Genomic DNA, 23,747 nt, shown 5'->3' with positions numbered 1-23,747 from the left:
CCCCAGCCTGGGCATGTACGTTGCCCAGACATCCGGGCGCGAAAGGGGAGGCATCGTGAGGCGCAGGCTGCTCACCGTCGTCGTTGTACTGGTGCTGCTCCTGCTGGGTGGTGCGCTGGTCCTGGACCGGGTCGGTAAGTCGTACGCGGAGCGCGAGCTCGCGGACCGCATCGCGGCCGAGGTCGCCTCGCAGAACGCGACGAGCGCCAGCCCGGACGTCACCATCGACGGCTTCCCGTTCCTCACCCAGGTCGCGGCCGGCGACTATCAGCAGGTCAACATCGCGCTGCCGGACTTCGCGGCGCCGAACGGCGCCGGCGGCACGGTGAAGATGTCGCTGCTCGACATCAGCGCCCAGGACGTACGCGCACCGCTGAGCACCCTGCGCAACGGCGGCGACGTGATCGCGGGCGCGGTCTCCGGTGCCGGAACCATCGGGTACGAGGAGATCACCACCCTGGTGAACCAGGACGGCCTGAAGCTCGCCGAGAAAGACGGCAAGCTGAACGCCACGGTCCAGCTGGACATCCCAGGCCAGAAGCCGATCGAGATCACCGGCACCACGGACCTGACCGTGGAGAACGGGTCGATTCGGGTTCGTTTCTCCGAGGTGACGTCGAAGGATCTCCCGGCTCTGCCGTTCCTACAGAACATGATCAAGGCGCTGGCCTACGATCTGAAGATCCCTGAGCTGCCGTTGAACCTGGTCGTGCGCGAGGTCGAGGCCCTTCCGGAAGGCCTGCGGGTGACCGCCGGCGCGGAGAACGTGAACCTCTCCGCAGGCGGTCTGTGACCGTCCGTTCCCGGATGGTGGTCGGCTCTGTTCCGCGCCTTGGGCTCGCTGGTACTGTCGGACGCATGAGCCCGTTGCTCACGAAAAGGCGCGCGATCGACCTGTGTCGCGTGGCCGCGTGCCTGTGTCGCCCCGCAATCTGACGGGGCCACTCGGTGCTGAGCACCTTCTCTAGATAGCCCGGGGCAAACTCTTTGTCCGGCAGTGGCGCCGTCGCACAGCAAGCCCGTGATCCTACTTTTCACCTTGGGTCCGCGCGGAGTGCGACAGCATTTCTCCGTGCGCTGACTCTCTCCTCACCCACCATCAGGGAGTGAACCGATGAGTCGCGACACCGCACTCGTTTCGGCCGACTGGGCCGAGAAGAACCTCGAAACCCCCGGCATCGTTTTCGTCGAGGTCGACGAGGACACCACCGCGTACGACGGTGGCCACATCCCGGGCGCCATCAAGATCGACTGGAAGAAGGACCTCCAGGACCCGATCCGGCGTGACTTCGTCAACCAGGAGCAGTTCGCCGCTCTGCTCTCCGAGCGGGGCATCTCCAACGACGACACCGTGATCCTCTACGGCGGCAACAACAACTGGTTCGCCGCGTACGCGTACTGGTACTTCAAGCTCTACGGCCACGGCGACGTGAAGCTGATCGACGGCGGCCGCAAGAAGTGGGAACTGGACGCCCGGGTGTACTCGAAGGACGTTCCGGTCCGCGAGAAGACCACGTACGTGGCCCAGGCGCCCGACCTGTCGATCCGCGCGTTCCGCGACGAGGTCGTCGAGGCCATCGGCGTGAAGAACCTGATCGACGTCCGCAGCCCCGACGAGTTCGCGGGTCGCCTGCTCGCCCCGGCGCACCTGCCGCAGGAGCAGTCGCAGCGGGCCGGCCACATCCCGACCGCGCTGAGCGTGCCGTGGAGCAAGGCCGCCAACGAGGACGGCACCTTCAAGTCGGACGAGGAGCTCGCCAAGATCTACGGCGAGGCCGGCCTCGACGGCAGCAAGGACACCATCGCGTACTGCCGCATCGGCGAGCGCTCCTCGCACAGCTGGTTCGTGCTCAAGGAGCTGCTCGGCCACGAGAACGTGAAGAACTACGACGGTTCCTGGACCGAGTACGGCTCGCTCATCGGCGTTCCGATCGCGCTCGGCGACGAACCTGGAAAGGCCTGATCATGACTTCACCCACCGCAAACGCGACGGCCGCTGCCAGTTGCGCTGCCCCCGACCAGTCCGCGCCCCTCCCCAGCAGCGTGGACCTGACCCGGGAAACGGTCATCACCGGCATCGTGACCAACGCCGAGGGCGACGCTGTCGGCGGTGCGTACGTACGCCTGCTTGACGCTTCCGGTGAGTTCACCGCCGAGGTGGTGTCCTCTCCCGAGGGTGTTTTCCGGTTCTTCGCCGCTCCCGGCTCGTGGACCGTGCGGGCGCTGAGCCGGCACGGAAACGGTGAGCTCGCTGTTGACGCCGGTGTTGGCGTCAACGAGATCTCGCTGAACGTGGCCACTGCCTGATCGCCCACGCTCTGTTGAAAAGGGGGCGGGATTTCCCGCCCCCTTTCGCTATCCACCGGCCGTGACCACCACCGCGTCCGGCGGCACCTCGGGGCGGCGGCGTGACAGCCGCCGCACACCGGTGTTGAGCACCGCGATGAGCGGCACCGCCACGAGCGCGCCGATGATGCCGGCCAGCACCACGCCGCAGGCGATGCCGATGATCACCGCGAGCGGATGGATCGCCACCGCCCGGCCCATGATCAGCGGCTGGAGCACGTGTCCTTCGAGCTGCTGCACCAGGATCACCGCGCCGAGCGTGAGCAGCGCGACCACCCAGCCCTTGTCGACGAGCGCGACCAGTACGGCCACTGCCCCGGAGATGCTGGCGCCGACGATCGGGATGAACGCGCCGAGGAAGACCAGCGCGGCCAGCGGGAACGGGAACCGCACGTCGAGAACCAGCAGTGCCAGGCCGATGCCGACCGCGTCGATGAACGCCACCAGCACTGTCGCCCGGACGTACGCCCCGAGCGTGGCCCAGGACGCGTCACCGGCGTCGGCGATCGACCAGCGGGCGTTCACCGGGAAGAGCCGGACGATGAACCGGAAGATCTTGCGGCCGTCGCGCAGGAAGAAGAACGTCGCGAACAGCACCAGCACCAGCCCGGTCGCCACCTCGGCGATGGTCGCCGCGGTCGCGATGCCGGTCGAGGTCAGCTGCGAGGTGTTCGAGTTGACCCACTCCTGCGCCGAGTCGATCGCCTGATCGACCTGAGCGTCGGAGAGGTGCAGCGGGCCGGTCCGCGCCCAGTTCTGGATCTGCCGGACACCGGCGCTGGCGTTCTCGGTGAGGCTCGGCAGGCCGTTGATGAACTGGTTCACCACCAGCGTCAGCGTGCCGGCCACCGCGGCCAGCCCACCGATCAGCACCAGGAAGGTCGCGAGCGAACGCGGCAGGCGCGCGCGCAGCAGCCAGCCGACGGCCGGGCCGAGCAGCGCGGAGAGCAGCAGCGCGATGGCGAGCGGTACGACCACGACGCTGATGATGCCGATCAGCCGGAGCAGTGCCAGGCCGATCACGCCGACCACGATCAGCCGCCAGCTCCAGGCCGCCGCGATCCGCAGCGGCTGCGGCACGTCGGCGTCGTCCCGGCTGTTCGTCGAGTGGTGCACGATCTCCGGCTCGGGCTCACGAGGCACGAACTCGGTGTAACTCTCTTCCCGCTCCGGTGCCGGGCGCGCGTCGCGGGCCGTCCGGACCTGTTCCCGGCCGGAGTTGTAGGCCTTCTTCAAGTTGTCCCGGACCCGCCTGAAGCGGTTCAACAGGTTACCCCCTCGGAACTGTGTGATACGCGCTCGTAACGGTAGTGCCCGCGTGCCTCAATAGCCCCCCGGCCATGCCCGCCCAGCGGTGAAGAGCTGTTGGTCACGGGCGTACCGTCTGCGGATGTGAGCTCCGATACCCACACCGAGGCCGGATTGCCGATCCGGATGCTGCACGACCGGGTCCTGGTCCGCCAGGACGGCAGCGAGGGCGAACGCCGTTCCACAGCGGGCATCGTGATCCCGGCGACCGCGTCGATGGGACGCCGGCTGTCCTGGGCGACCGCCGTCGGCGTCGGCCCGAACGTCCGATCGATCGTCGTCGGCGACCGGGTCCTCTTCGACCCCGACGACCGCTCCGAGGTGGAGCTGCACGGCAAGGGTTACGTGCTGCTGCGCGAGCGCGACGTGCACGCGGTCGCCGCCACCCGGGTCGAGTCGGACGGCACCGGCCTCTATCTCTGAGGCCAGCCGCCGCCTTGCGGCGGCTGCGGCTGCTGCCAGGTCGGCTGCTGCGGGAACGGCGGCGCGCTCGGTTGCTGCGGGAACGGCGGCGGGCTCATCGGGCCACCACCCATGGGGTACGCGTGAAAGCCCGGCGGTGGATAACTAGGAACAGCGAGACGAACCGGCACCGGCATGACCGGTTCGGCCGGAGGAGCAACCGCCCGCACCACCCCGTCGGGGAACGTGATCCGGTAATGGTTGCCGTCCCACCAGGCCGGCGGCGTCTGCGGGTCACGGCCGGCGAAGACCGACCGGTAACCGGTGATCGCGGCGAGCAACTCGCGTTCCTCGATGGCATCGCGCTCGGCGTCGCGTGGCTCGCGGGCCAGGCCACGCTCCATGCCGTCGCGCAGCAACGCCAGCCGGGTGGCTGCGAACTGGAAGCTGCGCATCGCCTTGTGCCCGGCCGGACCGGCGACCCGCTTGGCCCACTGCCGGGCGGAGTGCCGGCGGCCGAGGCTGGCGAGCGAGGCCACCTCCGGCGGCGCGAACCAGCCGGTCGCCACGTACCGCGGCAGGATCCGCTCGGTGAGCCGGCCCTCCCAGCTGCGCAGCGCGATGGCGAACCCGACGACCGCGAAGAAGAACGGCACCATGAAGCCGAGGTACCCGTACAGCATGATCAGTGACTCGCCGGTGGCCGCGGAGAGCGTCGGCAGCAGGTTGAAGAGGCCGTGCAGGATCATCGCGGCGAGCAGGCCAGCGATCGGGGCGAGCCAGCGGATCGACCGGTCGGCGGACCGCGCCGCGATGCCCAGGCCGATGCCGGCCATCGAGGTGAAGAGCGGATGCGCGAAGCCGGTGAACAGGATCCGGACGATGAAGATGAGGAAGACGTTCTGCAGGCCGGTCGCCGGGCCGTACTCGTCAGCGCCCGCCGCGTAACCGTGTCCGCCCAGGTAGAGCACGTTCTCCACCATGGCGAAACCGAGTGCGGAGAGCCCGCAGTAGACGATGCCGTCGGTGATGCCGGACCACTCGGCGCGACGCCGCCAGAAGAGCAGCAGCGGGCCGAGGAATTTCATCGACTCCTCGATGAACGGCGCGACCAGCACCGCCACCAGCGCGTCCGGCAGGCCGATCTTGTCGAAGAGCCAGGCCGCGCCGGTGTTGACGACCAGCGCCACCGCGGTCGCCACGGCGGCACCCCAGGCGAAACAGAAGGCCAGGTACTTGACCGGCTCCGGTTCGTACCGATCCAGCCAGGCGAACGCGCTGGCCAGCAGCGGGACCGGCAGGATCGCCGCGGTCAGGCCGATGGCCAGGCCAGTGACGCCGATCGAGTAACCGAGGAAGACCAGCATGCCGATGGCGGCCGACGCGATCAGGGCGATCACCGCGGAGACCGGCAGCCAGCGCCGCCAGCCCATCCGGCGGCCGGGGATGGGCGCGCTCGCCATCGCATCGGTCGTCTCCGGAGTCGTCTCCGGATATGCCGGGATCGGGTCCTCGGAGACGGCGTTCTCCTCATCGGGTGTGACTGAGGTGACTGCCTGCGGGTGGGCACCCGGGTCGGACGACCCCGGCGGCGAGACGTCGGCCATGAACGCCAGCGTAGTCACCGCGGTCGCGTACGGCGCGCCCCGTCTTCAGGACTGCTTGGGCCGGCGTGAGCGTTGGCGGGCCCCGTGCGGCCGGCCGTGCCAGCCCACCGCGTCACGGACCTGCCGGGTCGCCTCCGCGTACTCGATGCCGGTGGCCCGCAGCAGGTCGGCCACCGCGGTACGCACCTGCGCCACCACGACGCCGCCCGAGTACCCGACACCCTCCTGGTACGCGCGCCCCGACTCGGCCACCGCCCGCAGTGCCCGTTCCCTGGTGGCCAGCGGCTCGACGCCCCGGTCCCACTCCTGCCGGAGCAGCTCCACGGCGTCGCCGAGGTGCTGGATCGAGGACGGCAGCACGTCCGGGACCGGCTCGTCGTCGTTCAGCGCGGTCTGCGCCCGGCGGATCATCACCCGGACGTTGCGGAGCGAGTGGGTGAGCTGGGTGGCGCCCTCGACGTATTGCGCCAGGGCACCTCGCGCTCGCCACCTCGCCGGTGCGAACGCGACGTTCTCCCGGGCGGCGTCGATTGCCGTACGAAAGGCGGTGAAGGTCCCCTCCGCCGCGCGTAACCGTTCCAGCGCTGCCTGGATCATGTCGGGGTCGCGGGCGGCGAGCCCGCGCGCCGCGTCGTGCAGGCCGCCGGTGAAGGCGCGCAGCGCCGGATCCGCGGCGCGCGACACCACCGTGAGCGGGTTCAGCGGCAGCAGCAGGCTCATCACCGCAAGACCGATTCCGCCGCCCACGAGAGCGTCCAGGAAGCGTGTCCACGGCTGACCGCTACTCGTGGTGAGGGTGGCCACCAGCACGGCTGAGGAGGCCGATTGGACGATCAGAGGCGTGCCGCCGCCCACCGCTGTGGCGATCAGCACGGCGAGGAGCACGATCAGGCCGATCTGCGCCGGTCCGGTTCCGATCAGCAGGATGATCCCGTCGCCGAGTCCGATGCCGACCGCGACACCGAGCACCAGCTCAGCGGTACGCCGCACCCGCTGGCCCACCGAGGATCCCAGCGTGATCACCGCGGCGATCGGGGCGAAGAACGGCGTCGGCCGTCCGAGAAGGTCGTGCGCGACGAACCAGGCGAGCCCGGCCGCGAGACCCGATTGCGACGCGAGCATCAAGCCCGCACGTCCGCGGGCCAGAGCGGCGATCATGCACCCAACCTACGTGCCAGGATGCTTTGGTGACATCTTTGCCCGATCGTTTCCGGGCGGCGGCGCGGGGCGCCGGCGCCACCGCGCCCGACGCCGACCTGGACGCCGCCGCGAACTACCTGCTCGGCCGCTGGAGTGAACCGCAGCGCCACTATCACGACGTGACCCATCTCGCGTCCGTTCTGGACGTGGTGGACCGATTCGCCGGCCTCGCGCCGGACCCGGACCGGGTACGCCTGGCCGCCTGGCTGCACGACGCCGTCTACGACCCGCGGGCGCTGGGCGACGCCAACGAGCGGGACAGCGCCGAGTTCGCCGAAGGCCTGCTGCTCAGCCTGGGCGTGCCGGAAGAGGTGTCCACCGACGTGGCCCGCCTGGTCGGGCTGACCGCCGGCCACGCCACCGAGGAGAGCGACCCGGACGGCGAGCTGCTCTGCGACGCCGACCTGGCGATCCTCGCCAGCGACGACGAGCGGTACGTCGCGTACACCAGCGCGATCCGCCGCGAGTACGCGCACGTGCCGGACGACGCCTTCCGGGCCGGCCGGACCCAGGTGCTGACCGCGCTGCTGGAGCTGCCGTCGATCTACCGGCACGCGGAGATCCGCGCCGAGTGGGAGGACCGCGCCCAGGCCAACCTCAAGGCCGAGCTGGAAGACCTCGCTTAGCGGCCAGATGCTTCGGGCGGCGTAATCCGGCCGCCCGGAGCCGGGCCGCCAGGACCCGGGACGGCATCAGTGTCGCGCCGAGCCAGATCGCACTGTGGAATCGGTACTCCGGGATGTCGTAATGGTCCCGGTCGAAGGCACGCCGAGGCGAGCCGAGCATCTCCGCGAACGCGTGCAGCTCGTCGAAGGACACGTCGCTGACCAGGTGCGACCAGAGGCAGCCGCGACCCGGCCAGAGCGGTTCGTCGACGAGGATCAAAGATCGATCTCAAGCAGTTCCACCCGGCGGTCGGCGGCCAGGCCGCGCACGTCCGGCACCCCGATCCGGGCCGCGTCGGCCGTCGCGTCGTCCGGCATGGTCTGCGACTGCCGCTCGGCGGTCACCCGGGCCAGGTAGTGCTCGATCTCCTTCTGCCGCACGGTGGCGTCCCAGCCCAGCGCGTCGCCCATGATCTGCGCGGTGTGCTCGGCGGACTCGGTGCCGCGGTGCGTCGTCTCGATCGAGATCCGGGTACGCCGGGTCAGCACGTCGTCCAGGTGGAGGGCACCCTCGGCCAGTGCCGCGTACGCCACCTCGGCCGCGAGGTATTCCGGTGCTCCGGCGAGTGGCGCCGCCAGGTCCGGATCGGCGGCCATCATCGCGAGCAGGTGGACGGTGAGCGTGCCGTATCGCTCCAGGAGGTGCTCGACCACCCCGGCGGTGACACCGTGCCGGCGGGCCATGTCCTGCCGGTCGCGCCACGCGGCGGCGTAACCGTCCGCGCCCAGCAGCGGAAGCTGGTCGGTGCGGGACGGCTGCGCCGGGCCACCGAGGCGGCGGACCGCGTGGTCGATGACGTCGGCGGCCATCACCCGGTACGTCGTGTACTTTCCGCCGGCCACCAGGAGCAGCCCGAGCATCGGCTCGACCACGGCGTGCTCACGGGACAGTTTCGACGTCGAGTCGGCCTCGCCGGAGAGCAGCGGGCGCAGCCCGGCGTAGACGCCCTCGATGTCGTCGGTGGTGAGCGGCCGGTCCAGCACCGTGTTGACCTGGTCGAGCAGGTATCGGATGTCGCGGGCCGAGGCGGCCGGGTGCGATCGGTCGAGCTGCCAGTCGGTGTCGGTGGTCCCGATGATCCAGTGGCCGCCCCACGGGATGACGAAGAGCACGCTGGTGGCGGTCCGCAGGATCAGCCCGGCCTCACCGGTGATCGCTGAGCGGGGCACCACGAGGTGCACGCCTTTCGACGCGCGGACCCGCAGGCCGGGACGCAGGCCCACGTCGCGCAGCATCTGCGACATGTCGTCGCTCCAGACGCCGGTCGCGGCGACCACCGTCTTGGCGCGGACCTCGAACTCCTCCGAGTCGGGCGCCTCCAGGTCGCGCACCCGGACGCCGACCACCTGGCGTGCCTCGCGCACGAAACCGGTGACCCGGGCGCTGGTGACCATTGCCGCGCCGAGGCTCGCCGCGGTCCGGGCCAGGTTGACCACCAGACGGGCGTCGTCGACCTGGCCGTCGAAGTACCGGATCGCGCCGGCGATCTTGTCGGCGCGCAGGCTCGGGAACATGTGCCGGGCGCCGTCGCGGGTCAGGTGCCGGTGCAGCGGCATGCCCCGCCCGGAGCCGAAGGCACCGGCGAAGACGTCGTACGCCGCCACGCCGAGACCGTAGTAAGCCCGCTGCCAGGTGCGCTGGGCGTAATTCGCCTCCGGCAGCGGCACCAGGATCGGCACCGGGCGCACCAGGTGCGGCGCGAGGCGGGTGGCGAGCAGGCCGCGCTCGGTCAGCGCCTCGTGCACCAGGTGCAGCTCCAGCTGCTCCAGGTAACGCAGGCCGCCGTGGATCAGCTTGCTGGACCGGCTGGACGTGCCGGCCGCGAAGTCACGGGCCTCGACCAGGGCGACCTTGAGCCCCCGGGAGGCGGCGTCCACCGCGGCCCCGGCGCCGGTGACGCCGCCGCCGATGACCAGGACGTCGAACTGCTCGTCACGGAGGCGGCGCAGGTCAGCCGTCCGCCGGATCGGAGAAAGACGTCCTGCCGAGTACCGGGATTCCGAGGGATCACGCACGTGTCCCACGTTAGCTCGCCGCGGTGTCACCCCGGTGGACGAATGTTTGCCACCGAGAAGCACCGTCGTTGCACCCGTTCTGCACCTTTGACTTCCTCCCCCTGCACCTTCGAATTCATAACCTGCGACCATGTCGTACCGTTTGGCGGCTTTTATGACCGCCATCGCCCTGCTCGTGCTGACCGGGATCGCCGTCACGACCCGTGAGGCCGGCGCTGCCATCACCGACCCGTTCACCCAGCGGTTCGGGGTTAACGCCAACGGCGCGATCATGCTGCGCGGCAACACGAACCTGCGCTGCCCGGCCGCGGCCAACGGCTGCCCGGCGGGCCAGGGCGGGACGGCCACTGCCGCGTTCGGCGAGTCGCTGAACAACAACGGGTACGACATGGAGCAGATCAACACCGACAGCGACCCGCTCACGTTCAACCACAGCGCCGCGACGGTCACCCTGCCGGCCGGTGGCACGGTTCTGTACGCCGGCCTCTACTGGAGCGCCGACACGACCGCCGGGACCAACGGCGCGGCGGCCACCACCCCGGCGGACAAGAACAAGGTGCTGCTCGCCACCCCGGCCGGCGCCGCGTGGAACACGGTGACCGCGGATCGGATCTTCAACAGCGGGTCGCTCACGGCGTACCAGGGGTTCGCCGACGTCACCGCGCTGGTGTCCGGTGCCGGTAACGGCGTGTACCAGGTCGCCAACATCCAGGCCGGCACCGGCAAGGACCGGTACGCCGGATGGGCCCTGGCGATCGCGTACCACGACGACGCCCAGGCCATGCACAGTCTGCGGATCTTCGACGGGTTCGGCGTGGTCAGCAGCAGTTCGAACTCGCTGACCATCGGCATCAGCGGTTTCCAGACCCCGCACACCGGCACTGTCGACGCCGACATCGGCACCGTCGTCTACGAGGGTGACCTCGGCAAGATCGGCGACACGCTGCAGCTCAACGCGGCGCCGATGAGCGACGCGCTGAACTTCTCGAACAACTTCTTCAACAGCACGGTCAGCGAGGGCGGTTCGGCGGTCGGCAGCCGCACGCCGGCCTGGTCGAACCTGATGGGCGTCGACATCGACCAGTTCGACGCGAACAACAAGCTGGCCAACGACGCCACCTCGGCCTCGCTCACGCTGACCACCAGCGGCGAGACGTATTACCCCGGCGTGGTCACCTTCACCACCGACCTGTTCGCGCCGAAGCTGGTCACCACGACCACGCCGACCGATCTGAACGGCGGCGACGTGCTGCCCGGCGACGTCATCGAGTACCGGATCGCGGTCCGCAACGACGGCAGCGACACCGCGAGCCTGTCCACCCTGATCGACGCGATCCCGACCGGCACCACGTACGTGCCGAACTCGCTCACCATCGGCGGCACCCCGATCAGCGACACCGGGAACTACACGCCGAGCAAGGCCACGTTCGACCTCGGCACGCTGGCGTTCAACGACACCAAGTACGTCACCTTCCGGGTCACCGTGAACACCGGCACGGCCGCCGGTTCGAGCATCGTGAACGTCCCGAACACCACGTTCCGGGGAACCACCAGCTCGATGACGATCTCCGGGATCGGCGATCAGAACACCCTGACCGTGCACCAGCCCGACACGGATCGGCGGGCCGGGCTGACCGTGGCCCCGGCCGTCGTGCAGCGGGCCGTCGCCTCGAACCCGGTCGACTACACGATCACTGTCGACAACGACGGGCCACACCTCGAACCCGAGCCCCGGGCCGTGCTGACCCTCCCCACCGGCGTCACCCCGGGCGTCACCCAGCCGGCCGGCTGCTCGGCCTCCGGCCAGACCGTCACCTGCACGTTCGCCGCGCTGGCCGGCGGCACCCGGGGCACGGTCGTCGTACCGGCCGTGGTGGACAACAGCGCGGCCACCACGGCGACCGCGAGCGTGACCGTCTCCGGTGTCGGCTCGGACGCGAACGCGGCGAACAACACCGCGACCGTGAACCTGCGGGTCAACGCCGCGCCGCAGCCCCAGCCGGAGAGCGCGAGCACCGGCAACGCCACGGCCATCACCATCGGAGTACGCGCGAACGACACCGACCCCGACGACGCGACGAACACGCTGACCGTGTCGGTGACCGGCGCGCCGAGCCACGGCTCCACTGTCGTGAACGCCAACCAGACGGTCACGTACACCCCGAATCCGGCCTGGCGCGGCGTGGACACGTTCACCTACACGCTGACCGACCCGCAGGGCGGCACCGGCACCGCGACCGTCACGGTGACCACCGGGAACGGCGTGCCGGTGGCCTTCGACGACCAGATCGGCACCCCGGCCGGCGTGGCGGTCACCATCGACGTGGTCGCCAACGACACCGACCCGAACGGCGACACCCGGACGGTCACCGCGGTGACCCAGCCACCTGGCGGCGCCGGATCCGTGGCGATCAGCGGCAACCAGGTCGTCTACACCCCGCCGAGCCCGGCGTTCCACGGCCCGGCGACCTTCACGTACACGATCTCGGACGGTAACGGCGGCACCGCGACGGCGACCGTACGCGTGGACGTCGGCAACACCACCCCGGTCGCGGCCGACGACGCGGACACCGTGGGCTACCTCGGCACCGTCGCCGTGGACGTGCTCGCCAACGACAGCGACCCGGACGGCGACGCGCTCAGCATCACCGGCGTGAGCACGCCCGACCACGGCAGCGCGACCATCTCCGGCGGGATGATCAGCTACACCGCGCCGGCCGGGTTCTCCGGGAACGCCACGTTCACGTACACCATCTCGGACGGCAACGGCGGCACGGCGAACGCCCAGGTCGTGGTGACCGTCGCCAACGCGCCACCGACCGCCGCCGCCAAGTCGGTGACCACCCCGTACGGCAGCGCGGTGACCGTGGACCTGGTGGCCGGATCGAGCGACCCGAACGGCGACACGCGCACGGTGCTGGGCACCAGCGCGCCCGCCAACGGTGTGGTGGTCCGCAACGCGAACGGCACGGTCACCTACACCCCGAACGCCGGGTTCTCCGGAAGCGACCGCTTCGACTACACGCTCACCGACTCCCGCGGCGGCACGGCTACCGCCTCGGTCACGGTGGTGGTGGCGAACGGCGTACCCATCGCCCGGGCCGACGCGGTGAGCGTCGCGTCCGGCGCGCCCACGCCGATCGACGTGCTCGCCAACGACTCCGACCCGAACGGCGACCCGCTCACGATCACCGTCGACGTCCAGCCCTCGCACGGCACCGTCGCGGTCACGGCGGGCAAGGTGGTCTACACGCCGGCGGCCGGCTATCACGGGCCGGACACGTTCCACTACACGGTCAGTGACGGGCAGGGCGGCACCGCGGGGGCGACCGTCGCCGTCACCGTCCTGGACGTGGCCCCGGTGGCCCGGCCGGACTCGATCGCCACCGACTCGGCGACGCCCGTGCTGATCCGGGTGCTGGACAACGACACCGACGCGAACGGCGACACCCTCAGCGTCACCGCGACGACCACCCCGGCGCACGGCACGGTTGCGATCAACGCGGACGGCACGCTCACCTACACCCCGGCGTCCGGGTTCCTCGGCATCGACACGTTCACCTACACGGTCACCGATCCGGACGGTCTCACCGACACCACGACGGTCACCGTGACCGTGCACAACGCCCCGCCGATCGCTGTCGACGACCGATTCACCGTTCAGCCCGGCAAGGCGGCCACGCTCGCGGTGCTGAGCAACGACGTCGACCCGAACACCGGCCAGGTCCTCAAGGTCACCTCGGTCGGCACCGCGTCGAAAGGCACCGTGAAGCTGGTCGGCGGCAAGGTCGTCTACACCCCGAAATCGGGCGCGACCGGCACCGACACCTTCACCTACGTGATCGCCGACGACCATGGCGCTACCGACACGGCGACCGTGACTGTGGTGATCGGCGCTGTCACTCAGCCCTCGCCGTCACCCTCCGCCACATCCGCCGCACCCGACAAGTCCGTCGTCGCGAAGCCCGGCACCCCGCTCTCGATCACCATGCCCAGAACCGACAAGAGCGGCAACAAGATCAAAATCAATTCCCTGGGTACGCCTGAGCACGGCACCGTCCGCCTGAACAGCAACGGCACCGTCACCTACACACCGGCACCCGGTTTCCGGGGAAAGGACACGTTCACCTATTCCGCGGTGAACGCCAAGGGTGAGCTGGTCAGCGGGACCATCACCGTGCGGGTGGCCGGCGCCAACCGCCCGCCGGTGGCGACGGATGACCGTTACTCCGTGGTCAGCGGCAAGTCGATCGTGGTCCGGCCGACCTCCGACGACACCGATCCCGACGACGACTTCTTGACCGTCGTCTCGGTCGGCCGGCCCGAGCACGGAACGGCAGTGGTCACCGCGGACGGCGGCATCACGTACGCGCCGGACGACGAACGGACGTCCGGGCTCGACACGTTCACGTACACGATCAGCGACGGTCACGGCGGTACCGCCACCGCGACCGTGACGGTCCGCGTCGCCTCCGCAGACGACCTGGCCACGACCGGCGCGAACGTCTCCACGATGATCAACACGGGTGTGGTGATCCTGCTGATCGGCGGTGTCCTGTACACGGCCGGGGTGCACGGCACGCTCCCGCCGGGCCGGCACCGACCCGGTCGCCACCGTGCGTGACGGGTACCCGGCGAAGAGCGCCGGAGTCCTGCTCCTCGTCCTGGCCCTGATGCTGACGATCCTGCCGCCGGCCCGGGTCGCGGCCGCCATCACGACGCCGTTCACCACCCGGTTCGACGTGAACGCGAACGGCGCGATCCTGCTGCGCGGCAACGCGAACCTGACCTGCCCGATCCACCTGCTCACGCCGACCTGCGCGGACGCGCGGAACGGCATCGGGTCGGCCGCCACCGAGGAGCTGAACGACAACGGCTATCCGATGATCTTCACGGATGCGGACGGTGACCCGGCGACCTTCAACGACAGCACCGCGACGATCGACATGCCCGCCGGGAGCACCGTGCTCTTCGCCGGCCTGTACTGGGGCGCCGACCCGAGTGCCGGCAGCTCGGTGGGCGCGCTGCTCGGCGCGGCGGCGCCCACTCCGGCGAACAAGAACAGGGTGCGATTCCGGACCCCGGCCGGGCCGGCCTGGAACCCGATCACCGCGTCCAGCCTCTACACGATCAGCGCCAACGGGGCTTACCAGGGTTTCGCCGACGTGACCGCGCTGGTCGCCGGCGTCGGCAACGGCGTGTACGGGGTAGCCGACATCCAGTCCGGCCGGGGCACCGATCGGTACGCCGGGTGGACGCTCGCGATCGCGTACTCGAACCCCGCCGAAGCGCTGCGCAGCCTGCGGGTCTACGACGGGTTCGGCTCGATCACCTCGGGCAGTGTGTCGATTCCGGTGACCGGTTTCGAGACGCCGCACAGCGGAACCGTGCGTGCCGAGGTGGGCGCGGTCGCGTACGAAGGGGATCTGGGAAAGAGCGGCGACGGCCTGCAACTGAACGGCCAGTCGCTGAGCGACGGGGCGAACCCGGCGAACAACGTCTTCAACAGCACGGTCAGCCAGGCCGGGGCGATCGTCGGCGGCCGCAGCCCGAACTACCGGAACCTGCTCGGTGTCGACATCGACCGCCTCGACGCCTCCGGGGTGCTCGGCAACGCCGCGACCAGCGCGACCCTCACGATGACCACGGCCGGCGAGACCTATTACCCGGGCGTCATCACCATCGCCATCGACCTGTACGCGCCCAAGATCGTCACCACCATGACCGCGACCGACGTGAACGGCGGCCCGCTGGTGCCCGGCGACGAGATCGAGTACCGGATCGCGGTACGCAACGACGGCAACGACATCGCCGACGGTGTCACGCTCGCCGACGCGATGCCGGTCTTCACCACGTACGTGCCCGGTACGCTGCGAATACAGGGCTCGGCGGTCACCGACGCGGCCGACGCCGACGGTGCTGAGGCCGGCGGTGGCACCGCGGTGTTCCGGCTGGGCAACATCCCGTACCTGGGCAGCACGTACGTCACCTTCCGGGTCAAGACCGACCTGAACACCCCGGCCGGGTACGCCATCGCCAACATGGTGAACGTCAGCTACACCGGGCGTACCACGAGCGTGGCCGTGGCCTCGGTCGGCAGCACCGCCGCCAGCACGGTTCTCCAGCCGGACAGCGATCTCACGGCGACGCTGACCGTCGTGCCCACCTACCTCCAGCGTGCCGCCCTGCCGGCCGGGGTGACCTGGACCGGGATCGTCCGCAACCTCGGCCCGGACCCGGAACCCGCCGCCCGGGCCGAGCTCACCCTGCCCGCCGGGCTGACCGCCGGCGCCCTGCCCGCCGGATGCGTGGCCGCGGGTCAGGTCGTCACCTGCGCTCTCGGGCCACTGCTCGCCGGTCATCAGGCGAGCGTCAGCATCCCCGCGGTGGCCGACGCCTCCGCCGCGTCCACCGCGGTCGCCACGCTGGCCGCCGCCGGCACCGGCCGGGACACCGTGAGCGGCAACAACACCGCCACCGCCCCGCTCGCCGTCAACACCCCGCCGACCGCGGTCGCCGACACCGCCACCACCACGAACGGCACCCCTGTCTCGATCGACGTGACCGGCAACGACACCTCGGCACAGCCGCTGCTGGTGTCGATCACCGCGATGCCGCCACACGGTGCCGCGGTCGTCGAGGCGGACGGCACGATCACCTACACCCCGGTCCTCGGCTGGACCGGCGCGGACACGTTCACCTACGAGGTGGACGACGGCCACGGCGGCACGGGCACCGCAACGGTCACGGTGACGACGGCGAACGCCCTGCCGACGGCGTTCGACGACGCCCGCAACGCCCCACCGGCCACCGCGGTGACCATCGGGGTCCTCGCCAACGACACCGACCCGAACAGCGGCTTCGGCGACTCGGTGAGCCTGATTGGTTTCGGCCAGCCGCAGTCCGGCGCGGGTGTCGTCACGCAGACCGGGCCGCAGCTCACCTACACACCGGACGTCTCGTTCAGCGGCCGGGCCCACTTCACCTACACGATCGCGGACAGCCACGGCGGGCAGGCGACCGGCCATGTGTACGTGGACGTCGAAAACGCCGCTCCGACCGCGGCCGGCGACGCGGCCACCACGCCGTTCCAGACCGTCGTGCTGATCGACGTGCTGAACAACGACACCGACCCCAACGTGGCCGACGTCAAGATCCTCGACTCGGTCGGTGCGCCGGGCTCGATCTCCGCCGGGCAGGTCCGGTACCAGCCGCCGGCCGGGTTCTCCGGGACCGTGACATTTCCGTACACGATGAAGGACGGCGGCGGGCTCACCTCCACCGCGACCGTCACGGTGACCGTGCTGAACGCCGCGCCGGTCGCCGCCGACCTGGCCTTCAGCAACATCCCGTTCGGCCAGTACCTCGACGTCGACGTGCTGGGCTCGGCGACCGATGCCAACCTGCCGCCGGACACGCTGCGGGTCAGCGGCGCGACCAACCCCTCGAACGGGACCACGGTGCTGCAGCCCGACGGCAGCATCCGGTACACCCCGGACGCACGGTTCTCCGGGGCTGACCAGTTCGACTACACGATCGACGACGGGCACGGCGGCACCGACACCGGCCGGGTCACGGTGACCGTGGTGAACGCGCTGCCGGTGGCCCGGCCCGACGCGGTGACCGTGCGGGCCGGTATCGCGTACGTCATCGACGTGCTGGCCAACGACGATGACGACCCGAACGGCGACCCGCTGACCGTCACTGTCACCTCGCCGCCCGCGCACGGCACCGCGACCGTCGGCCCCGGCCGGAAGATCACCTATACGCCCGGCGCCGGGTACAGCGGGTCCGACTCCTTCGGATACACGCTCAGCGACGGCATCGGCTCGTCCGGTGCCGCCGTGACGATCGGCGTGGTCAACTCGCCGCCGGTGGCCCGGGCCGACTCGATCACCACGGACACCGACACCGCGGTGATCATCGACCCGCTCGCCAACGACGACGACCCGAACCTCGACGCCCTGACCCTGGCCGGTACGACCGCCGCCACGCACGGCACGCTGGTCCACAACGCGGACGACACGCTCACCTACACGCCGGCGGCCGGGTTCTACGGCACCGACGCGATCGGCTACACGATCGAGGATCCCGCCGGGTCGGCCTCTTCGGCGATCATCACCATCACCGTGCGCAATGCGGCGCCGATCGCGGTGGACGACGCCTTCACTGTCCAGCCGCAGGTCGTCACGGTGCTGAACGTGCTGGCCAACGACCATGATCCGAACACCGGGCAGGTGCTGCGCGTCGCCTCGGCCGGCACCGCGGGCAAGGGCGCTGTCGTGCTCCGCCCGGACGGAACGATCACCTACACCTCGGCGGCCGGTAACAGCGGGCCGGACACGTTCAGCTATGTGGTCAGCGATGATCTCGGGCGTACCGACACCGGCCTGGTGACCGTCACGATCGTCGCGAACGCCCCGCCGGTGGCCCGCCCGGACACGTCTTCCGTGCTCACCGGCCGCACCGTGCTGATCGACGTGCTCGCCAACGACACCGACGTCAACACCGGCCAGACCCTGACCATCGACGCGGCCGGGCTCCCGGGGCACGGTTCCGCTTCGCTCTCCGGCGGCCGGATCCGGTACGCCCCAACAGGTGACCAGACCGGCCTGGACACCTTCACCTACCAGATCAGCGACGGCGCGGGCGGAACAGCGTCAGCCACCGTCGAGGTGATCGTCATCGACGGCCGCCCACCCGCGGTGCCGGACCGGGCGGCGGCCACCAAACCCGGGCAGCGGGTCGGTGTCCCATTGCCCGGCACTGACCATCAAGGGCGGGCGATCACGGTGACCGGGGTCGGCACACCGGCGCACGGCACTGTGGTGCTGAACGCGGACGGCAGCGTGACGTACACACCGGATCCGGGCTTCACCGGGACCGACACGTTCACCTACACCGTGGTGGACGCGAACGGCAACGTGGCGCAGGCGTCCGTGGTGATCGTGGTAGGCCTGGAAGCCTCCACAAGCCCGTCACCAGGGCCCAGTCTCTCGCCGTCGCCCAGCCTCTCGCCGGCGCCGGGCGTTTCAGCGAGCCCGCACCCCACCCAGCCGGCGCAGCCGAGCATTCCACCAGGCCCGAACCAGCCGGAGCCCAGCTCTCCGCCGCGCCCCTCGCCGACAGATCCGATAAATCAGGAACTGCCCACGACCGGCAGCAGCACCACCATCTCCCTGGTCCGCGCTGGTGCCGCCGCCGTCCTGACCGGCGCCGCCCTGCACCTCCTGAGCCGCCCCCGCAAGAACTGACCCGAACGAGAAAGGGCGGCCCGCCGAAGCGGACCGCCCTTTCCAAGACTTGGACTTAGAAGTCCATGTCACCGCCGCCCGGGGCGCCGGCCGGAGCCGGGTTCTTCTCGGGCTTGTCGGCCACGACGGCCTCGGTGGTGAGGAACAGCGCGGCGATCGACGCGGCGTTCTGCAGCGCCGAACGGGTGACCTTGGCCGGGTCGATGATGCCCGCGGCCAGGAGGTCCACGTACTCGCCGTTCGCAGCGTTCAGGCCCCAGCCGGGCTCGAGGTTGCGAACCTTCTCCACCACGACGCCACCCTCAAGGCCGGCGTTCACGGCGATCTGACGCAGCGGGGCGTCGAGCGCGACCCGGACGATGTTGGCACCAGTGGCCTCGTCGCCGGACAGGTCCAGCTTGTCGAACGCGCTCTTGCCGGCCTGAACCAGCGCCACGCCACCACCGGGGACGATGCCCTCCTCGACGGCCGCCTTCGCGTTGCGAACGGCGTCCTCGATGCGGTGCTTGCGCTCCTTGAGCTCGACCTCGGTGGCCGCGCCGACCTTGATGACCGCAACGCCGCCGGCCAGCTTGGCCAGGCGCTCCTGCAGCTTCTCACGGTCGTAGTCGGAGTCCGAGCGCTCGATCTCAGCGCGGATCTGGTTGACCCGGCCCTGGATCTGCTCGCCGTTGCCGGCACCGTCGACGACGGTGGTCTCGTCCTTGGTGATGACGATCTTGCGGGCCTGGCCCAGCAGGGTCAGGTCAGCGGCGTCCAGCTTGAGGCCGACCTCTTCGCTGATGACGGCGCCACCGGTGAGGATGGCGATGTCCTCCAGCATGGCCTTGCGGCGGTCACCGAAGCCCGGGGCCTTCACGGCGACGGACTTGAAGGTGCCACGGACCTTGTTGACGACCAGGGTGGCCAGGGCCTCGCCCTCGACGTCCTCGGCGATGATGACCAGCGGCTTGCCGGACTGCATGACCTTCTCGAGGACGGGCAGCAGGTCCTTGACCGCGGAGATCTTGCTGTTCGCGATGAGGATGTACGGGTCGTCGAAGACGGCCTCCATACGCTCCGCGTCGGTCATGAAGTAGGCCGAGATGTAGCCCTTGTCGAAGCGCATGCCCTCGGTGAGCTCAAGCTCGAGGCCGAAGGTGTTGCTCTCCTCGACGGTGATGACGCCTTCCTTGCCGACCTTGTCCATGGCCTCGGCGATGATCTCGCCAACCGTGGAGTCACCGGCGGAGATGGAGGCGGTGGAGGCGATCTGCTCCTTGGTCTCCACGTCCTTGGCCAGCTGCTGCAGGCCCTCGGAGACGCTGGCGACAGCAGCCTCGATGCCACGCTTCAGGGCCATCGGGTTGGCGCCCGCGGCAACGTTACGCAGGCCCTCACGGACCAGCGCCTGCGCCAGGACGGTCGCGGTCGTCGTGCCGTCACCGGCGACGTCGTCCGTCTTCTTGGCGACCTCCTTGACCAGCTCGGCGCCGATCTTCTCGAAGGTGTCCTCGAGCTCGATCTCCTTGGCGATGGATACACCATCGTTGGTGATCGTGGGGGCGCCCCACTTCTTCTCGAGGACGACGTTGCGGCCCTTCGGGCCGAGCGTCACCTTGACGGCGTCGGCAAGCTGGTTCATGCCGCGCTCGAGGCCCCGACGAGCCTCCTCGTCGAATGCGATGATCTTGGCCATACGGCGTTGTCCTCCCGGACATCCGCGGTGCCGGGCCTCGTCGGCCCCGCTTTCCGCACGTTGAGGAACGTCTGTGGACGTCACCACCTGGCGATGTGACGTCCTCAGGCCGAGCCGGAAAGCCCGCGACGACCGGTTTCGTGTCGAAGCACCGATGGCAGCGCTGCGACCGGAACCCCACCGTCCCGACCTGCTGGCACTCACAAGTAGCGAGTGCCAATGACTTGTTTAGCACTCTGGGGTACCGAGTGCAAGAAACACCATCTTCCCGCGAAACCCGCGACCCCGGCCGTGTATTCACATAAGGATCTTGAAAGTGCAGGTCAGGGTTGCTCCCGCGCACGGCGGACGGTATGGAGGACGTCATGGAGAACTGGACCGTACGCCGGGTCACACCAGAGGACACGGGACGGATGCGGGCCCTGCGACTGGAGATGCTCGCGGACAGCCCGCTCGCTTTTCTGGAAACCCTGGCCCAGGCGGCGGCCCGGCCGCACGAGAGTTACCGGCACCGGACCCGGCAGTCCTCGTCCGGCCCGGACACCGCCCAGTTCGTCGCCGACCCGGTCGACGGTCCCCTGATCGGGCACGCCGGTGGGACCGTGCTGCCGGACGAGCCGCACTGCACTGTCGTCTTCGCGGTCTACCTGACTCCGGCACATCGGGGCGGCAAGGTGCTGGCTCAGCTCGTTGACGCGGTCGCCGACTGGTCGCTGGCGTCCGGGCGGGACGAGCTGATGCTGGAAGTGGTGGTCGGCAACGATCGGGCCGTCCGGGCGTACGAAAAATTGGGTTTCACCGACACGGGGGTGCGGTTGCCGCATCCGACCGTGCCCACGCTGACCGAGCTGCAGATGCGCCGGCGGATCTGATGCGTCCGCGGGCTCGCACTGTCCTCACCGCCGTCAACGGCACCACGGGCGCGGGTCTGCTGCTCGCGCTCGCGACCCGGACGAAGATCAGGCGGGGTCCGGACGGGATCCTCATCGCCGAGAACTACCGCTTCAAGAAACCGCCGGCGTCCTGCTTCACGATCGGCTCGGTGATCATCACGAAGCGGTCCGCGGAGTGGCTGCTCGACCCCCGCCGCGAAAAGCTGCTGCGCCACGAGTGCCGGCACGCCAGTCAGTACGCCGCGCTCGGCCCGTTCTTCTGGCCCGCGTACTGGATCGCCTGCATCTGGTCGATCATGCTCACCCGCTCATTCGGGGTTCGCAATTACTTCGAGAAGGCGGCCGGGCTCGCCGACGGGAACTATCCCGAACTCGAACCGCTGCGGCCATGGGTGCAGCGACTGCTGCGGAAACCCTGAAGAAGTTGGTCGGGAGGACGGACGCACAGCGCCTCCGGCTCGAAAGCCACGTGGGTCAGCGCTGGATCGTTGGGTCCCTCGGAGATTGTCGCCAATGTCCAGGTGAGGAGCCTCGTACGGCGTCGCGTCCTCCCGCAGTGAGCATCCTGCCGATCCGGAGATCAGATCGCAAGTCCTCGCAGGAGGGAATCTTCGACAGCGGGCAGAGAAGTGACTACTGAGAGTTATCCCAGCAGGCCGGCCTCCCGGGCGCCCTTCAGCGACGGCTTGATCGTGTGGGTCGGTCCAACCTGGCCGGCGACAGCGTCCAGAGTCTTCAGGCCCTCGCCGGTGTTGTAGACGACGGTCTCCTTCTCCGGGTCCAGCTTGCCGCTCTCGACCAGCTTCTTCAGTACGGCCACCGTGGTGCCACCGGCGGTCTCGGCGAAGATGCCGGTGGTCTCGGCGAGCAGCCGGATGCCGGCGCGGATCTCGTCGTCGTCGGCGTAATCCATCCAGCCGCCGGTCCGGTTGACCGCCTCGATCGCGTACGACCCGGCAGCCGGGTCGCCGATGTTCAGCGACTTCGCGATGCCGGTCGGCTTCACCGGGATGATCTCGTCGGTGCCCTTGTGCAGCGCCGTGGCGATCGGGTTGCACCCGGCCGACTGCGCGCCGAACACGGCCCAGCCGCCCTCCGGCGCCTCGACCAGTCCGATCTCGACCAGCTCGGTGAACGCCTTGTCCACCTTGGTGAGCAGCTCACCCGACGCCATCGGGATCACGACCTGGGCCGGGATGCGCCAGCCCAGCTGCTCGGCGACCTCGTACCCAAGGGTCTTTGATCCTTCGGCGTAGAAAGGACGCACGTTCACGTTGACGAACGCGGTGTCCTCGAACTCGTCGGTCTCGACGAGCTCGCTGCAGAGCCGGTTCACATCGTCGTAGGAGCCCTCGATCGCGACCAGCTCGCCACCGTAGACCGCGGTGGTGATGATCTTGCCCTGCTCCAGATCGGAGGGGATGAAGACGATGCTCGGCACTCCGGCGCGGGCCGCGTGCGCGGCGACCGAGTTCGCCAGGTTGCCGGTCGAGGCGCAGGAGAAGCGGTTGAAGCCCAGCTCCTTGGCCGCGGTCAAGGCCACCGAGACGACCCGGTCCTTGAACGAGTGGGTCGGGTTCTGCGAGTCGTCCTTCACCCAGAGCGGCGCTTTCAGGCCGACCGCGGCGGCCAGCGCCGGCGCGCTCACGAGCGGGGTCAGACCGGGGTCGAGCGTCACCCGGGTGGCCGGGTCCTGGCCGGCGGGGAGCAGCCCCGCGTAACGCCAGATGTTCTGCGGGCCGGCTTCGATCTCGGCCCGGGTGACCCGCGCAAGCGCCGCCTGGTCGTAGGCGACCTCGAGCGGGCCGAAACACTCGTAACAGGCGTGCTGCGCGGCGAGCGGGTATTCCGCCCCGCACGCACGGCAAACCAGGCCGCGAGCGGGGGAAGTGGTGGTAGCGCTGGGTGCACTGACGGCAGACGTCATCGAGGCTTTCCTCTCATCTTTCCCCGCGGCGACCTGCCGGAACGGGGACGGAATTAGCACCTGCCGCAGCGCTGGCCTCGTCATCGAGACACGCGCGGTGGTTGCCGGGGCTTCATCGGGCCGTTCCCTCTGCCCCTCTGGATGAGGTATTCAGTTGTTTCTCGAAGCTTACGACGAGATTCCGCCATCACCACCACGAGTTCCCGAGGTGTGAGCGACTACTCCCCTCAAAATCCAGATCAACTTCAGGTCGCAGCCGGGTGGTGGGTACAGACCGCTGCTCCCGCCGAGGGCCCGGCGCGCCTCGCTGGCCGCTACGCGTCCAACCCGCTCCCCCCACCGCGCGACCTGCGTAATCCCCCCCCCCCCCACCCCCCACCCCACGTGCCGGCGGGTGCCGGCGGGTGCCGGCGGGTGCCGGCGGGTGCCGGCGGGTGCCGGCGGGTGCCGG

Annotated in this window: 17 protein-coding genes and 1 riboswitch; of the genes, 10 read left to right on the top strand and 7 right to left on the bottom strand. The window is 69.8% G+C overall.

Annotation, left to right across the window (positions count from 1 at the left end; all coding sequences use genetic code 11):
- Positions 1-55 precede the first annotated feature (55 nt).
- From B0I29_RS15860 to B0I29_RS15850, 4 genes are all read left to right on the top strand, one after another.
- The gene (locus tag B0I29_RS15860; protein ID WP_111649761.1) at positions 56-793 is read left to right on the top strand and encodes an LmeA family phospholipid-binding protein; all 738 of its coding nucleotides are present in this window, start codon (positions 56-58) and stop codon (positions 791-793) included.
- A 14-nt stretch (positions 794-807) separates the two neighbouring features.
- Entirely contained in the window at positions 808-936 is a 129-nt protein-coding gene (locus tag B0I29_RS47790; RefSeq protein ID WP_375790639.1) for an Ms5788A family Cys-rich leader peptide, read from the top strand.
- A 178-nt stretch (positions 937-1,114) separates the two neighbouring features.
- Complete coding sequence (locus tag B0I29_RS15855; protein ID WP_111649760.1) at positions 1,115-1,963, top strand: sulfurtransferase; 849 nt, start codon at positions 1,115-1,117, stop codon at positions 1,961-1,963.
- A 2-nt stretch (positions 1,964-1,965) separates the two neighbouring features.
- A complete protein-coding gene (locus tag B0I29_RS15850) occupies positions 1,966-2,307 on the top strand; it encodes a DUF1416 domain-containing protein (protein WP_111649759.1) in 342 nt (113 codons plus the stop codon).
- Positions 2,308-2,355: 48 nt separating this feature from the next.
- Here B0I29_RS15850 and B0I29_RS15845 read toward each other — a convergent pair whose 3' ends face one another.
- A complete protein-coding gene (locus B0I29_RS15845; RefSeq protein WP_111649758.1) occupies positions 2,356-3,612 on the bottom strand; it encodes an AI-2E family transporter in 1,257 nt (418 codons plus the stop codon).
- A 168-nt stretch (positions 3,613-3,780) separates the two neighbouring features.
- On the opposite strand from B0I29_RS15845, the gene B0I29_RS15840 reads away from it, so the two are divergent.
- Complete coding sequence (locus B0I29_RS15840; RefSeq protein WP_221402784.1) at positions 3,781-4,077, top strand: GroES family chaperonin; 297 nt, start codon at positions 3,781-3,783, stop codon at positions 4,075-4,077.
- On the opposite strand, the gene B0I29_RS15835 is transcribed toward B0I29_RS15840, so the two are convergent.
- Both B0I29_RS15835 and B0I29_RS15830 read right to left on the bottom strand, forming a co-directional pair.
- Positions 4,068-5,663: a PrsW family intramembrane metalloprotease gene (locus B0I29_RS15835; protein ID WP_181557827.1), complete on the bottom strand. Its 1,596-nt coding sequence runs from the start codon at positions 5,661-5,663 to the stop codon at positions 4,068-4,070. The genes B0I29_RS15840 and B0I29_RS15835 overlap by 10 nt on opposite strands.
- Before the next feature lie 45 nt (positions 5,664-5,708).
- Complete coding sequence (locus tag B0I29_RS15830; RefSeq protein ID WP_111649756.1) at positions 5,709-6,821, bottom strand: FUSC family protein; 1,113 nt, start codon at positions 6,819-6,821, stop codon at positions 5,709-5,711.
- 29 nt (positions 6,822-6,850) lie between these two features.
- Here B0I29_RS15830 and B0I29_RS15825 point away from each other — a divergent pair, with 29 nt between their 5' ends.
- Positions 6,851-7,489 carry an HD domain-containing protein gene (locus tag B0I29_RS15825; RefSeq protein ID WP_111649755.1) on the top strand — a complete coding sequence of 213 codons (639 nt, stop codon included), beginning with the start codon at positions 6,851-6,853 and terminating at the stop codon, positions 7,487-7,489.
- Here the strand turns inward: B0I29_RS15825 and B0I29_RS15820 are convergent.
- Positions 7,461-7,748 carry a DUF4031 domain-containing protein gene (locus B0I29_RS15820; RefSeq protein WP_111649754.1) on the bottom strand — a complete coding sequence of 96 codons (288 nt, stop codon included), beginning with the start codon at positions 7,746-7,748 and terminating at the stop codon, positions 7,461-7,463. The genes B0I29_RS15825 and B0I29_RS15820 overlap by 29 nt on opposite strands.
- A complete protein-coding gene (locus B0I29_RS15815) occupies positions 7,745-9,544 on the bottom strand; it encodes a glycerol-3-phosphate dehydrogenase/oxidase (protein WP_111649753.1) in 1,800 nt (599 codons plus the stop codon). Before B0I29_RS15815 ends, B0I29_RS15820 begins: the two co-directional genes overlap by 4 nt.
- Before the next feature lie 130 nt (positions 9,545-9,674).
- Here B0I29_RS15815 and B0I29_RS15810 point away from each other — a divergent pair, with 130 nt between their 5' ends.
- Together B0I29_RS15810 and B0I29_RS15805 are read left to right on the top strand one after the other, a co-directional pair.
- Positions 9,675-14,168, top strand: coding sequence for a beta strand repeat-containing protein (locus B0I29_RS15810; RefSeq protein WP_146616800.1), 4,494 nt, complete (start codon positions 9,675-9,677; stop codon positions 14,166-14,168).
- Complete coding sequence (locus tag B0I29_RS15805; protein ID WP_111649751.1) at positions 14,095-18,798, top strand: Ig-like domain-containing protein; 4,704 nt, start codon at positions 14,095-14,097, stop codon at positions 18,796-18,798. The genes B0I29_RS15810 and B0I29_RS15805 overlap by 74 nt, the downstream gene beginning before the upstream one ends.
- 55 nt (positions 18,799-18,853) lie before the next feature.
- Here B0I29_RS15805 and groL read toward each other — a convergent pair whose 3' ends face one another.
- The gene (groL, locus tag B0I29_RS15800) at positions 18,854-20,476 is read right to left on the bottom strand and encodes a chaperonin GroEL (RefSeq protein ID WP_111649750.1); all 1,623 of its coding nucleotides are present in this window, start codon (positions 20,474-20,476) and stop codon (positions 18,854-18,856) included.
- Positions 20,477-20,841: 365 nt separating this feature from the next.
- Here groL and B0I29_RS15795 point away from each other — a divergent pair, with 365 nt between their 5' ends.
- Entirely contained in the window at positions 20,842-21,348 is a 507-nt protein-coding gene (locus tag B0I29_RS15795; RefSeq protein ID WP_245972545.1) for a GNAT family N-acetyltransferase, read from the top strand.
- Complete coding sequence (locus tag B0I29_RS15790) at positions 21,348-21,788, top strand: hypothetical protein (protein WP_111649749.1); 441 nt, start codon at positions 21,348-21,350, stop codon at positions 21,786-21,788. The genes B0I29_RS15795 and B0I29_RS15790 overlap by 1 nt, the downstream gene beginning before the upstream one ends.
- Positions 21,789-22,012: 224 nt before the next feature.
- On the opposite strand, the gene thrC is transcribed toward B0I29_RS15790, so the two are convergent.
- The gene (gene thrC / locus B0I29_RS15785) at positions 22,013-23,296 is read right to left on the bottom strand and encodes a threonine synthase (protein WP_111649748.1); all 1,284 of its coding nucleotides are present in this window, start codon (positions 23,294-23,296) and stop codon (positions 22,013-22,015) included.
- Between the two features lie 10 nt (positions 23,297-23,306).
- Positions 23,307-23,444, bottom strand: a riboswitch (SAM riboswitch).
- Positions 23,445-23,747: the final 303 nt, after the last annotated feature.

Origin of the sequence: Actinoplanes lutulentus (genome assembly GCF_003259845.1) — a bacterium.
Classification (GTDB): domain Bacteria; phylum Actinomycetota; class Actinomycetes; order Mycobacteriales; family Micromonosporaceae; genus Actinoplanes; species Actinoplanes lutulentus.
The sequence above is the reverse complement of the archived record's forward strand: the minus strand, read 5'-3'. Positions and strand labels throughout refer to the sequence as shown.